Origin of the sequence: Streptomyces sp. NPDC051104 (assembly GCF_040682835.1) — a bacterium.
GTDB classification, from domain to species: domain Bacteria; phylum Actinomycetota; class Actinomycetes; order Streptomycetales; family Streptomycetaceae; genus Streptomyces; species Streptomyces cynarae.
In genome coordinates, this window is the sequence record NZ_JBFBBS010000001.1 from 299,838 (window position 1) to 312,460 (window position 12,623).

A 12,623-nucleotide genomic window follows, 5' to 3' on the forward strand; every position below is an offset into this window, starting at 1 on the left:
CCACCGACACCGCGACCGAGGCGACCGAGGTCAAGCCGCGTCGGCGTACCCGCAAGACCGCCGAGACGGTCCCGGCCGCCGAGACGGTCGAGGGCGTGGCGGCACAGGCCGAGGCTCCGGCCAAGCCGCGGCGTACCCGCAAGACGGCGGAGGTCGCGCCCACGGAGGACACCGAGGCCAAGCCGCGGCGTACCCGCAAGGCCGCCGAGGCGGCTGTCGACACCGTCGAAGCCGTCGAGGCCAAGCCTCGCCGCCGTACGCGTAAGACCGCCGAGGCCGCCCCGGAGGCCGCCGTGGACGGTGCGGAGGCCGCCGCCGAGGTCACGCCCCGGCGCGGTACCCGCAAGGCCGCCGAGGCCGCGATTCCCGCGCAGGCCGCCGACGAGCCCGAGGCCAAGCCCCGACGCCGTGCGCGGAAGGCCGTCGCGGCAGAGGCGGAGATCCCGGCGCAGGCGGACGACGCCGCGGAGGCCAAGCCGCGACGGCGCACGCGCAAGGTCGCGGAGCCCGTGGAGGGCTGACACCCGCGGTAGGCCACGGCACTGTTCATCGATGGCCCGCACCTGTCACGCACAGGGGCGGGCCATCGGGATTCTCTCCGCCCGGTACCCTCACCCCCATGAGCCGTCCCCCCAGCTTCACCCCGCCCCCCGGCGTCCGTGCGCGCCGGCTCGCCACCGAGCGGGGGGAGTTCGCCGTGCTCGAGGCCGACGCGGGGACGGCGCGCGTGAAGGGGACCGCCCTGCTGCTGCCCGGTTTCACCGGCAGCAAGGAGGACTTCCTCCTCCTGCAGCCGCTTCTCGCGGCGACCGGATACCGGACCGTCGCCGTCGACGGGCGAGGGCAGTACGAGTCCCCCGGACCGAAGGACGACGAGGCACCGTACGCGCAGGCCGAGCTGGCACGGGACGTGATCGCGCAGGCGCACGCCGTCGGCGCACCGGTGCATCTGCTCGGGCACTCTCTCGGCGGCCACATCGCCCGGGCCGCAGTCCTCCTCGCCCCCTCCCCGTTCGTCTCGCTCACCCTGATGGCCTCCGGCCCCGCCCAGATCTCCCTTCCCCAGCAGCAGCGCGTCAAGCTGCTGCACGACGCCCTCGCCGTCCTGGACATGGCCGGGGTCTGGGACGCCGTCCAGGCCTTCGAACCGCCGGAGGACATCGACGCCGGAGACCTCGACGAAGGACTCTCCGACGGGGAGGACCTGCGCCGCCGCTGGCTCCGCAACAGCCCCGCCCAGCTCCTCGCCACGGGGCGGCAGCTGTGCGAGGAACCCGACCGCGTGGCCGAACTCGCCGCCGTCGGCCTGCCCGTGCACGTCCTGTCCGGCGACCGCGACGACACCTGGCCCGTGCCACTGCTGGACGACATGGCGGACCGCCTCGGCGCTCACCGCACCGTCGTCCCGCACGCGGAGCACTCCCCCAACACCGACCAGCCGGAGGGGACGGCCGGCGCCCTCGCCGCCTTCTGGGACCGGCTCGTCTGAGACCTTGGGACTCCCCCTCCAGTACTGCCTAGTACTGCGCCTGCAGGTGCTCCCAGAAGCCGTCCCGCAGGGCGCGGCGCAGGTCCGCCTGGCCGCGCAGCGAGTACTGCAGCAGACCTTCCGCCTCCACCAGCAGATCCTGGTCGATGGAGCCGGGCAGGTACGGGTGGCCGGGCAACAGGTCCGCCAGCGAGTCCCGGCCGCGCTCGGCCAGCCACTTGGCGGCGACCTGCGCGCCCACGAACCGGACGTCGTCGCGACTGGGGCGGGCCGTGGAGGAGGGCTCGTAGGTCGCGGCCGTGCGGCGGCTCACATACGGCTTGAAGAAGTCGAGTTCGAGAGTGCGCTGGCTGTCGACCTCCCACAGCAGCGGTTCCGCCTGGTTGCGGCCCTCCGGCGCCTCGATGCCCCACAGGTGCACCCGGGCCCCGTACCCCTGCGCCGCCTCCACCGCCGACACCAGGTCCTCGTCGCCGCCGATGAGCGCCGCGTCGCTGATGGCGCGGTGCCGGGCCAGTGACTCCAGGTCGGTCCGGATGAGGGAGTCGACGCCCTTCTGCTGGTTGTTGGCGTTGAGATTGCCGAGCCGTACCTTCACATCCGGGAGTTCGGCGATGGACTGCTGTTCCGCGGTGTGGATGCGGCGTCTCGCGCCGTCGTACCAGTACACGCGCAGCAACCGGCTGTCCGCGAAGACCTGGCGCGCCTTGTCGATGAGGGCGTCGATCAGACCCTCGGCGTCGAGGTCGAAGGCCCGGCGGTCCTCGGTGCCGGCGACGAGCCGTCCAGCGGCGGCGTACAGGTAGCCGGCGTCGACGAAGATCGCATGAGTCGAGGGCGTCTTCGCCACCTCGGCGAGCATGCGCTGGAGCAGCTCGTTCGTTCGGTCGATGCGGGCGCCGAGCGCCGCCAGGTCGTCGTTCATATGCCTCCATTCTCCCGGCGGTCACGCAGCGAACACAACCGACCCCAATCAGTGCACCATGAACACAAACCGGGCGTCGACCCGGTCGATTACCAGTCAGTAATTAGAGACTCGAAAAATTTCCTTAGCGTAGGGAATGTTTGTAACAAGCATCCCGTTGACTACTCACAGGAGAGGGGCACAGACGCTCCGCGCTCCGCTCGCCAGTAGTTCTCCGCAGGAGGATGACCAGACGAAGGGAGAAGCCCATGCGCTTCGAAATCATGCGACTCGACGATGTCGACGGTACCCCCGTGGACACCACCGTCGTGGACGCCGCCTCCGTCAACCAGATCGTTCAGCAAGCCGCGGCCATCGGGCAGCGGCTGTGGATCCGCCCGGCCGAGACGACAGCCTCGTAACGGCATCGACGACACATATTGCGTATACGACCTGCGTATACACGTAGACGACTTCGGAGCCCCGTACGGCATCGCGCCGTACGGGGCTCCGCGCGTTCCGGGCCCGGACCGGGCGGTCAGGTTCCGTGGATGACCCGCGTGACACCGTTGATGATCTGCTGCACGGCGATCGTGGAGAGCATCATGCCCGCGAGCCGGGTCACGAGGACCACTCCGCCGTCCTTGATGACGCGGATGATCAGCAGCGAGTAGCGCATGACCAGCCACAGCACGACGTGGATCGCGAGGATCGCCGTCCACACCGACACCTGGGTGCTCAGGCTGTCCGCCTTCTGCACCGCGAGGATCACCGAGACGATCGCCCCCGGTCCGGCCAGCAACGGCATGCCGAGCGGCACCAGGGCCACGTTGACGTCCTTGGTCTGCTTCGGCTCGTCCGTCTTGCCGGTCAACAGGTCCAGGGCGATCAGCAGGAGCAGCAGCCCGCCCGCGATCATCAGCGCGGGCACGGAGACATGCAGGTAGTTCAGGATCTGGTGGCCGAGCGCACCGAACACGGCGATGACACCGCCGGCCACGCAGACGGCCTGGAAGGCCATGCGCTTCTGCATCTTGGCGGGGCGGCCGGCGGTGAGCGCGAGGAAGATCGGGGTGATCCCGGGGGGATCCGTGATCACGAACAGGGTCAGGAAGAGGGAACCGAAAACGGCGACGTCGAACATGGGTGCCTTGCGATGAGGTACGGACGAGCAACGAGCATGCGACGGCGGGCGTCCCGCGGCCGCCGGTGCCGTCGCCGCGCGCGGAGGCGTGCGACGGCTGGACACGGCGGCGGGCGCCGGGTGCCTTGAAAAGGGGGAGAGAGAGGGGAGCTACGGCAGGATCAGGCGTTGCGGGGTCCGCCGGTGCCCGGGACGGGGAACGCGCCGGTGGCCCGCCGGATGATCTCCCCGTACACCTCCGGGTCGGTGGTGTACTCGCCGAGCACGCACGTCTTGCGGCTGCCGTGGTAGTCGGAGGAGCCGGTGACCAGCAGGTCCAGCTCGGCGGCGAGGCCGCGCAGCCGGGCCCGGGTCGCCGGGTCGTGGTCCATGTGGTCGACCTCGATGCCGTCGAGCCCGGCGGCGGCGAGGTCCGCGATGGCGGACTCCGGCACGGTCCGTCCCCGCTTGGAGGCGGCCGGGTGCGCGAAGACGGTCACTCCGCCCGCGGCCTTGACCAGCCGGATCGCCTCGAAGGGGTCGGTCTCGTGCTTCTGCACATACGCGCGCCCGCCGTCGGCCAGCCACTCGGGCGTGAACGCCTCCGAGACGCTGCCGACCACGCCGAGTTCCACCAGGGCGGAGGCGATGTGCGGCCGTCCGACCGAGCCGTCACCGGCGATGCGGGCCACCTGCTCCCAGGTGACCGGCACACCCAGCTCCCGCAGCTTGGCGATCATGGCGTGGGCGCGCGGCACGCGATCGTCCCGCACCAGCTCGCGCTCGGCGAGCAGGTCGGACTCCTCGGGGTCGAAGAGGTAGGCCAGCATGTGCATGCTGATGCCGTCGTACCGGCAGGAGAGTTCGGCGCCCGTGACGAGGGTCAGCCCCTCGGGGAGCGACTCGATCGCCTCCGCGTGGCCGCGGGTGGTGTCGTGGTCGGTGAGCGCGACGACGTCCAGTCCGGCGGCAGCGGCGTTCCGCACCAGCTCGGCCGGGGTGTCCGTACCGTCGGAGGCGGTGGAGTGGGTGTGCAGGTCGATGCGCACGACACGTACTCCAGGCGGTGACGGGACGGAAGGGGACGCTCAAGGATAACGGCAGTTCCGGGAGCCCTGTCACAGCCGCACAGTGGCTGCGCCCCCTACGGCATCCCGCACCCTCCGGTGGCTCGTGTCACGGCTCGAGCAGGCGCGGCGACAACGCCCCGATCGGCAGGAGATCGAGCTCCGCGCCCGCGTCCCGCAGATCCGTCAGGACCAGCTCGTCGTACATCAGCAAGCCCGACTGTTCCGGCCAGACGACCGCCCACAGCCACAGGCCGCGCGCCTCGCCCGCGAAGACCGCGCGGTCGCCGGGGACGCCCGAGACATGCCACAGCGGCGTGGGGCGGCCGACGGCGAGCACCTTGGCCTGAGGTGGTTTCTCCACGTTCATGTACGGACCCGGGTCCGGCCCGTCGATGCCCGCGTACCGCGCACCGAGCCCGACCCCCAGTTCCTCCGCCACCAGGATCAGCTCGCCCATGCCGCCGAGCGGCCCCGGACCCGAGCAGGCCACGGCAGTGGCACGGCCCCCACTGCGGTCGTCACCCGCGTAGGCCACACCCGTGAAGAGCCAGCCGACCGGCAGCGGCCACGGCATCCACACCGGCACCCGGGCGCGGTGCACCACGACGCTGAGGGCCTCGACGCTGGGCGGGATCACGGGCTGCAGCGGATGCACGGTGCCGTGCACATCGCACTGCCAGGAGTCGGCAAAGAGTCCGGGAGCCCTGACCCGGCCACCGCACTTCGGGCAACTGGGTTCGCCCCTCATAGGCCCCCACGGTCCTCCCCGTCCCGCGTCGCGTCAAGGACGATCACCCTTCCGGCGTGTGCCCCTCACCGCCACTTCACCTGTGCCAATTAAATGTCACTTGCACTAATTAGGTCTCCTAACTTAATATATGTATACGCCAACTATCTGGATCCACGACTCTGCGAGGAGACCATGAAGAGCACCACAGGAGGAGAACCCGCCACAGCGGGCGACGCGGCCACAGCAGGCGACGCGGACCCGTTCGACGCCGGAGCCGGCAGCATCCTGCGGCAGCCGAAGGCCGTGTGGGCGACCGCCGGAGCGTCCGTCGTCGCGTTCATGGGCATCGGACTCGTCGACCCGATCCTGCCGTCCATCGCCAAGGGTCTACACGCCACACCCAGCCAGGTCTCCCTGCTGTTCACCTCGTACTTCCTGATCACCGCCATGGCGATGCTGGTCACCGGCTTCGTCTCCAGCCGCATCGGCGGCCGCAAGACCCTGCTGCTCGGCCTCGCCTTCGTCGTGGTCTTCGCGGGCCTCGCGGGCACCTCGGGCTCGGTCGCCCAGCTCGTCGGCTTCCGGGCCGGATGGGGCCTCGGGAACGCGCTCTTCGTCTCCACGGCCCTCGCCGTGATCGTCGGCGCGGCGGCCGGAGGCAGCGCCGCGGCCATCCTGCTGTACGAGTCCGCGCTCGGCCTCGGCATGGCGTGCGGCCCGCTGCTGGGCGCGCTGCTCGGGAACGTCAGCTGGCGCTACCCGTTCTTCGGTACGGCCACGCTGATGGCGATCGGCTTCCTGTGCATCACGGCGTTCCTGAAGGAGCAGCCAAGGCCCGCGCGGAAGACCTCACTGCTGGACCCGATCAAGGCGCTGGGCCACGGCGGCCTCGCCTCCGCGGCGGTCTCGGCGTTCTTCTACAACTACACGTTCTTCACCGTGCTGGCCTTCACGCCCTTCGTGCTGAACATGACGCCGTACAAATCGGGTGCCGTGTTCTTCGCCTGGGGTGTGCTGCTCGCCGTCTTCTCGGTGATCGTGGCGCCGCGCATGCAGGAGCGCTTCGGCTCGCTGAAGGTGCTCGGCGGTTCGCTGGTGCTGCTCGCGGCGGACGTGGCCGTACTCGGCTACGGCGACCACACCACCGCGATCGTCTGCACGATCCTGTCCGGCGCGTTCATCGGCGTGAACAACACGGTCTACACCGAGCTGGCCCTCGGCGTCTCGGACGCGCCGCGCCCGGTGGCGAGCGCCGGCTACAACTTCGTGCGGTGGTTCGCGGCGGCTGCCGCGCCCTATTTCGCGCCGAAGATCGAGGAGTGGGGCGACATCCGCATGCCGTTCGTGGCGGGGGCGCTCACGGCGCTTCTCGGGGCGGTCGTGGTCCTCGTACGGCGCAGGGCGCTCACGCTCCCCCAAGCTCTCGACTCCGCTCGAGCAGGGGGGACCCCCACGGCAGAGAAGCTCCAGACGCGGCACGCGACCGAGGACGGTGTCACGGTCTTTGCCAAGTGACCGTTTCCGGACGGGCGTTGGTGAGCTTGCTCACCCGGGCTCAGTCCAGCGGGACGGACCTGCGGGAGGGATCCCTCAGGTCCGTCCCGTTCGCCAGCCAGCGTTCCTGAAGGGCCTGTGCGCCGTGCACCCGCTTCCAGGCGGCCTCGTTCGGAGTCATCGGCAGCAGCGGCAGGAACCGTACGGGATCAAGCGGCTCGTCGAGTTCCAGATCCTCGACCAGGCCACCGGGCTCGGCCACCAGGACGGAGGCGAACGGGGCGCCGGGCCACAGCGGTTCACCCACCTCCAGTGAGGCGCCGGGGGCCACGACCACACCCTCGACCTGCGGGGACGCGGCGAGCACGGCGAGCGGGCGGAGCACCTTGTCGGTGTCGGCGAGGCCGCCGCGCACGGAGAGGACCAGCTCGGCGCGGGGCCCCTTGACGGGGTCGGCGAGCATCGCGGTGGGGTCCGCCATGGGCTGTGCGGACATGCCGAGGGTGGCGTAGCGGACGATGTCGCCCTCGTGGAAGCGGAGCACCTCGATGCGGTCCGTGCCGAGGAAGGTGACCGCCGCGCGCGCGTCCGGTTCGCCCAGCGAGGTGCGCAACCGGGCCTCGACCAGAGGAAGAACATCGACCATGCGGCGAGCATAGAACTCGTCAGCACCGGGCAAAGCGGCGCCTTGACACTTCTGTCGGCTGATAGTCTTGGCCGGTGGTTTCGGGCAGCACGCAGCAGGGGTACCTCCCAGGCCCTCACGGCACTGGGGAAGTCCTGTCAGGCCCGGCACCCATGAGACTCCCCTAAGGGGGCACCCTCTAATCAGGGTATGGATCGTCCCTCACCAGGGACCGGCCGGAGGAGGTGGGGCTGTCATGGATCGAAGTCGACCGTGCAGTACCACCCGCTCTTCCAGCCGCTGACGCAGCTGTTCTGACTCCCGTCGGCTGCCACCTCTCGCATCTCGCGTTCGCGTCGCCACGGAAGAGCACTTCGTTTCGCTTTGCCTGATCTGTCTGATCTCAGTCAGTAGCTGAATCAGCAGCGAAGCCCGCCACCGTGACGGTGCGGTGCTCCCCGCTTTGTGGACGTGCCAAACCTCCGCATCCAGGACGTCCCCATTCCGGGTGGTTCCACCCGTTTTTCGTGGCCTTTCGCTGCTCGTTGCGAAGGAGCCCTGCCATGTCGATGATCCGTGACCTTCGCGCCGTGGTCCGCCCGTCCCGCACCTCCCCGCGGAAGGACAACGGCGCCTACGACACCACGCGTGACCCCGCGACCCCGTCCGCCGTCGTCGACTGCGCCGTCTACCGCGACGGCGTCCGCGTCCAGACGCAGCAGCCGCTCTCCCCGCACGAGGCGATGCGGCTGGTGCGGCGCGACGGAGGGTTCGTGTGGATCGGGCTGCATGAGCCGACCGAGGCCGAATTCGCCGGTATCGCCCGCGAGTTCGGGCTGCACCCGCTGGCCGTCGAGGACGCGGTGCAGGCGCACCAGCGGCCCAAGCTGGAGCGGTACGACGACTCCCTCTTCACCGTCTTCAAGACCGTCCACTACGTCGACCACGACCAGCTGACCGCCAACAGCGAGGTCGTCGAGACCGGCGAGGTCATGTGCTTCACCGGGCGGGACTTCTTCATCACGGTCCGGCACGGCGGGAAGGGCTCGCTCAGGACGCTGCGGCACCGGCTGCAGGACGAGCCCCAACTGCTCTCCAAGGGCCCCTCGGCGGTGCTGCACGGGATCGCCGACCACGTCGTCGACGGGTACATCGCGGTGGCGGACGCGCTGCAGGACGACATCGACGAGGTGGAGACCGAGGTGTTCTCGCCGGGCCGCAAGGGCACGCCCCGAGGCACGGACGCCGGCCGGATCTACCAACTCAAGCGCGAGGTCCTGGAGTTCAAGCGGGCGGTGGCGCCGCTGCTGCGGCCGATGCAGCTGCTGAGCGAGCGGCCGATGCGGCTGATCGACCCGGACATCCAGAAGTACTTCCGCGACGTCGCCGACCACCTCGCCCGCGTCAACGAGCAGGTGCTGGGCTTCGACGAACTGCTGAACTCGATCCTCCAGGCCAACCTGGCGCAGGCGTCCGTCGCACAGAACGAGGACATGCGGAAGATCACCGCGTGGGCGGCGATCATCGCCGTGCCGACGATGGTGTGCGGGGTGTACGGCATGAACTTCACGTACATGCCCGAGCTGCACTGGAAGTACGGCTACCCGGCGATCATGGGCATCACGGTGGGCATCTGCGTGGGCATCCACCGCATGCTGAAGCGGAACGGATGGCTGTGACGGGCCCGACTAGGCTGGGCGCATGACAAGCGAGCTGCTCGAGAGGGCCCTGGTCGAGGAGGCCACGAAGAAGTCCGGGCTGATCTGGGTCCAGGGCGCGGCGCCGGCCGCGGCCGCGCGTGCGTTGTGGCACGTGTGGTACGAGGGCGCGGCGTGCGTGGTGGGCGACGGACCCGGCGAGCAGCCGCTGCCCGGCCTGGTCGACGGCGGGGACGCGGTCGTGACGGTGCGCAGCAAGGACAAGGGCGGCCGGATCGTCACCTGGCCCGCGAGGGTGGTGGAGTTGGCGCCGGGGTCGCCCGAGTGGGAGGGCGCGGTCGCTGAGCTGAAGGGCAAGCGGCTGAACGCGTCCGACGGGGAGGAGATGCCGGAGCGGTGGCGCCGGGAGTGCCGGGTGCTCCGCCTCGAGCCGCGGGGGACGACGGTGCCCCTGCCGTCCGACTCCCAGGCGGCGCGCCCGGTCCCGACCTCGGCCACGACCCGCCGGCCGATCCCGGCGGCGCTGCCGCGGCTGCTGCGGCGCAAGCGGACGTAGCTGCGGGCAGTCGTGCCGCTTCCCGCTGTGCGGCAGGTGCCGTTGCTGCCAAGTTCCCGGCACGGGGGCTGGCCCGGGGGGAGGCTGCGCGACCCGGCGCTAAGAGGTGCCTCCCCCAAGCTCTTCGAGCAGGGGGTACCCCCGGCGCCCACTCGTACCGCCCCAGCGGTAGGTAGCTAGGAGGACGGCAGTTGCTTCCCGTAGTCCACCGTCTCCCCCTTCGGCGGTTCCGTCAGCGTGAAGTCCTTCCCCCATTCCGACAAGCGGAGCGTCCCCGCGTTGCCGGCGCGGACCAGGAGCAGGGGATACGGGCTTCCCTCCAGGGAGACGTCCAGGCTGCCGCCGGCGCCCTTGTCGCCGGTGATGCGGATCGTGCGGACGCCGTTCTGCTCGTGGTGGCCGTCCGTCGCCAGCGCGCCGTTCAGCGTGAGGAGCCCGTCCAGCAGGACGTCCTTGTCGGTGAAGCCGCTGAAGCGCTGGTAGGCCGGGTCCCCCGTCGGCACCTTCACGTACTTCCCGTCCAGCTTGCCCGCCGCGGCCGCCGAGCCCCCGCCGTCCCCCGAGCCGTCCTGCTGGTCCCAGAACGCCGCGTCGGCCTTCAGGAACAGGTGCTTGCCCACCCGCAGCAGCCGGAACGTTCCGTTCTTCGAGGTGACCGACCCGCTGCCGCCCTCCCCCTTCAGCCGCATGTCCAGTGTGTAGGTGCCGCCGTTGCTGACGACGGTGCCGGACAGATGGACCGACGACGCCGACCTGGCCGCCGTACGCGTCCGGCTCTGGATCTTGTCGGCGGGCAGTTTGCCGACCCCGTTGGTCCCGGCGTCCGGGTCACCTCCGCCGCACCCCGCGAGCCCCGCCCCCGTCACGACCAGCGCGCACATCGCGCGCACCAGCGCGGCCCTGCGGGTACGGCCCTGGGGAATGGCGGTCACAGGCGGGGCTACCTCTCATCCGGGAGTCCTCATCGGCGTACCGCAGAGTACCGGTGCCCGGGGAGCCTTCCGGAGCCGGTCCATCCGCACCCCCCGCCAGGGCGCGGCGCACCGGGACGGGCTAGCCTGAAGCCCACGCGAGCGGACAAAACGGCAGGCAAAGGAGGCGCGGGCATGGCCGCGAGCGCCCCTCGGATCTTCGTCTCACACCTGGCCGGAATCGCCGTCTTCGACCCCACCGGCGACCAGGTGGGGCGCGTGCGCGATCTGGTCGTCATGTTGCGGGTGGGCCGTCGCCCCCCGCGGCTGCTGGGCCTGGTCGTCGAACTCGCCACCCGTCGCCGTATCTTCCTGCCCATGACCCGGGTGACCGGCATCGAGTCCGGTCAGGTCATCACCACCGGCGTCCTCAACGTGCGCCGCTTCGAGCAGCGGCCCACCGAGCGGCTCGTCTTCGGGGAGCTGCTCGACCGGCACGTCACCCTCGTCGAGACGGGCGAGGAGGTCACCGTCCTCGACCTGTCCGTGCAGCAGCTGCCGGCCCGCCGCGACTGGGAGATCGACCGGGTCTTCGTGCGCAAGGGGAGGAGCGGCACGTTCCGGCGCAGCAAGGGCGAGACGCTGACGGTGGAGTGGTCGGCGGTCACCGGGTTCTCCCTGGAGGAGCACGGGCAGGGCGCCGAAAGCCTGCTGGCCACCTTCGAACAGCTCAGGCCCGCCGACCTCGCCAACGTCCTGCACCACCTGTCCCCCAAGCGCCGCGCGGAGGTCGCCGCCGCCCTCGACGACGACCGGCTCGCCGATGTGCTCGAAGAGCTCCCCGAGGACGACCAGATCGAGATCCTCGGCAAGCTGCAGGAGGAGCGCGCCGCGGACGTCCTGGAGGCGATGGACCCGGACGACGCCGCCGACCTGCTCGCCGAGCTGCCGGAGGAGGAGAAGGAGCGGCTGCTGAGCCTGATGCAGCCCGCCGACGCGGCCGACATGCGCCGTCTGATGGCGTACGAGGAGAAGACCGCGGGCGGCCTGATGACCACCGAGCCGATCGTGCTGCGGCCGGACGCCACCGTCGCCGACGCGCTCGCCCGGGTCCGCAACCCCGACCTGTCCCCCGCGCTCGCCGCGCAGGTGTACGTCTGCCGTCCGCCGGACGAGACGCCCACCGGCAAGTACCTGGGGACCGTGCACTTCCAGCGGCTGCTGCGGGACCCGCCGTACACGCTGGTCAGCTCGCTGGTCGACGACGATCTGCAGGCGCTCGCCCCCGACGCACCGCTGCCCGTGGTGGCCGGGTTCTTCGCGGCGTACGACATGGTCGCGGCGCCCGTCGTCGACGAGTCCGGCTCGCTGCTCGGCGCGGTGACCGTGGACGACGTACTGGACCACATGCTCCCCGACGACTGGCGCGAGACGGAGTTCCACCTGGACGAGGAGGGGGTCAGCGATGACGCCTGACCGCGAGAAGTTCCCCTCCGGCGCGACCGCCGCCACCCGGCGCCTCCGGCTCGACCAGCCGCAGCCACGGCGCGTGCGCCTCGTGCCGGAGTGGGACCCGGAGGCCTTCGGGCGCCTGTCGGAGCGCATCGCGCGCTTCCTCGGCACCGGGCGGTTCATCGTCTGGATGACCGCCGTCATCATCGTGTGGCTGGGCTGGAACATCACAGCCCCGGCTCACCTGCGCTGGGACCCGTATCCGTTCATCTTCCTGACGCTGATGCTGTCCCTGCAGGCCTCCTACGCCGCCCCCCTGATCCTGCTCGCGCAGAACCGCCAGGACGACCGCGACCGGGTGAACCTGGAACAGGACCGCAAGCAGAACGAGCGGTCGATCGCGGACACCGAGTACCTGACCCGCGAGATCGCCGCGCTGCGCTCGGGCCTCGGCGAGGTCGCCACCCGGGACTGGATACGCTCCGAACTCCAGGACCTCATGAAGGAACTGGAGGACCGGCGGCGCTCCGACGGGCATGTCGTATTCCCGGCGGAACGGGCGCGCGGACGTGACGTAGACGACCGCTGACGGGCTTACCCTGGCCACCGCG

General features: G+C 70.7%; 13 protein-coding genes and 1 pseudogene. 8 read left to right on the plus strand and 6 right to left on the minus strand.

Translation table 11 applies throughout. The features are described 5' to 3' along the window. Positions 1 to 521: pseudogene (locus tag AB0N14_RS01520) on the plus strand (DEAD/DEAH box helicase); the annotation flags it as partial. Between the two features lie 98 nt (positions 522 to 619). Further along, entirely contained in the window at positions 620 to 1,489 is an 870-nt protein-coding gene (locus AB0N14_RS01525; protein WP_366023709.1) for an alpha/beta hydrolase, read from the plus strand. Between the two features lie 28 nt (positions 1,490 to 1,517). Here the strand turns inward: AB0N14_RS01525 and AB0N14_RS01530 are convergent, their stop codons facing one another. Further along, a complete protein-coding gene (locus tag AB0N14_RS01530; protein ID WP_366023710.1) occupies positions 1,518 to 2,414 on the minus strand; it encodes an NYN domain-containing protein in 897 nt (298 codons plus the stop codon). 248 nt (positions 2,415 to 2,662) lie between these two features. Here AB0N14_RS01530 and AB0N14_RS01535 point away from each other — a divergent pair, with 248 nt between their 5' ends. Next, on the plus strand, positions 2,663 to 2,815 hold the full coding sequence (locus AB0N14_RS01535; protein WP_200419162.1) for a hypothetical protein: 153 nt from the start codon (positions 2,663 to 2,665) through the stop codon (positions 2,813 to 2,815). A gap of 116 nt (positions 2,816 to 2,931) precedes the next feature. Here the strand turns inward: AB0N14_RS01535 and AB0N14_RS01540 are convergent, their stop codons facing one another. From AB0N14_RS01540 to AB0N14_RS01550, 3 genes are all read right to left on the minus strand, one after another. Then, positions 2,932 to 3,537: a MarC family protein gene (locus AB0N14_RS01540; protein ID WP_366023711.1), complete on the minus strand. Its 606-nt coding sequence runs from the start codon at positions 3,535 to 3,537 to the stop codon at positions 2,932 to 2,934. A 161-nt stretch (positions 3,538 to 3,698) separates the two neighbouring features. Then, positions 3,699 to 4,565: a PHP domain-containing protein gene (locus AB0N14_RS01545; RefSeq protein ID WP_366023712.1), complete on the minus strand. Its 867-nt coding sequence runs from the start codon at positions 4,563 to 4,565 to the stop codon at positions 3,699 to 3,701. Positions 4,566 to 4,692: 127 nt separating this feature from the next. Next, positions 4,693 to 5,334 carry a DUF6758 family protein gene (locus AB0N14_RS01550; protein ID WP_366023713.1) on the minus strand — a complete coding sequence of 214 codons (642 nt, stop codon included), beginning with the start codon at positions 5,332 to 5,334 and terminating at the stop codon, positions 4,693 to 4,695. Between the two features lie 174 nt (positions 5,335 to 5,508). Here AB0N14_RS01550 and AB0N14_RS01555 point away from each other — a divergent pair, with 174 nt between their 5' ends. Beyond that, positions 5,509 to 6,831, plus strand: a complete 1,323-nt coding sequence (locus AB0N14_RS01555) for an MFS transporter (protein WP_366023714.1) — start codon at positions 5,509 to 5,511, stop codon at positions 6,829 to 6,831. A gap of 40 nt (positions 6,832 to 6,871) precedes the next feature. Here the strand turns inward: AB0N14_RS01555 and AB0N14_RS01560 are convergent, their stop codons facing one another. Then, positions 6,872 to 7,456, minus strand: a complete 585-nt coding sequence (locus AB0N14_RS01560; RefSeq protein ID WP_366023715.1) for a suppressor of fused domain protein — start codon at positions 7,454 to 7,456, stop codon at positions 6,872 to 6,874. Positions 7,457 to 7,998: 542 nt separating this feature from the next. Between AB0N14_RS01560 and AB0N14_RS01565 the strand changes: the two genes are divergently transcribed. Both AB0N14_RS01565 and AB0N14_RS01570 read left to right on the plus strand, forming a co-directional pair. Continuing rightward, positions 7,999 to 9,114: a magnesium and cobalt transport protein CorA gene (locus AB0N14_RS01565; RefSeq protein WP_366023716.1), complete on the plus strand. Its 1,116-nt coding sequence runs from the start codon at positions 7,999 to 8,001 to the stop codon at positions 9,112 to 9,114. Positions 9,115 to 9,136: 22 nt separating this feature from the next. Continuing rightward, a complete protein-coding gene (locus tag AB0N14_RS01570) occupies positions 9,137 to 9,649 on the plus strand; it encodes a hypothetical protein (RefSeq protein WP_366023717.1) in 513 nt (170 codons plus the stop codon). 176 nt (positions 9,650 to 9,825) lie between these two features. Here the strand turns inward: AB0N14_RS01570 and AB0N14_RS01575 are convergent, their stop codons facing one another. Further along, positions 9,826 to 10,581 (minus strand): hypothetical protein, encoded by a 756-nt coding sequence (locus tag AB0N14_RS01575; protein WP_366023718.1) that lies wholly within the window; start codon positions 10,579 to 10,581, stop codon positions 9,826 to 9,828. A gap of 174 nt (positions 10,582 to 10,755) precedes the next feature. Here AB0N14_RS01575 and AB0N14_RS01580 point away from each other — a divergent pair, with 174 nt between their 5' ends. Both AB0N14_RS01580 and AB0N14_RS01585 read left to right on the plus strand, forming a co-directional pair. After that, positions 10,756 to 12,036 carry a CBS domain-containing protein gene (locus AB0N14_RS01580; RefSeq protein ID WP_366023719.1) on the plus strand — a complete coding sequence of 427 codons (1,281 nt, stop codon included), beginning with the start codon at positions 10,756 to 10,758 and terminating at the stop codon, positions 12,034 to 12,036. Beyond that, positions 12,026 to 12,601: a DUF1003 domain-containing protein gene (locus AB0N14_RS01585; RefSeq protein WP_366023720.1), complete on the plus strand. Its 576-nt coding sequence runs from the start codon at positions 12,026 to 12,028 to the stop codon at positions 12,599 to 12,601. Before AB0N14_RS01580 ends, AB0N14_RS01585 begins: the two co-directional genes overlap by 11 nt. The last annotated feature ends 22 nt before the right edge of the window (positions 12,602 to 12,623 follow it).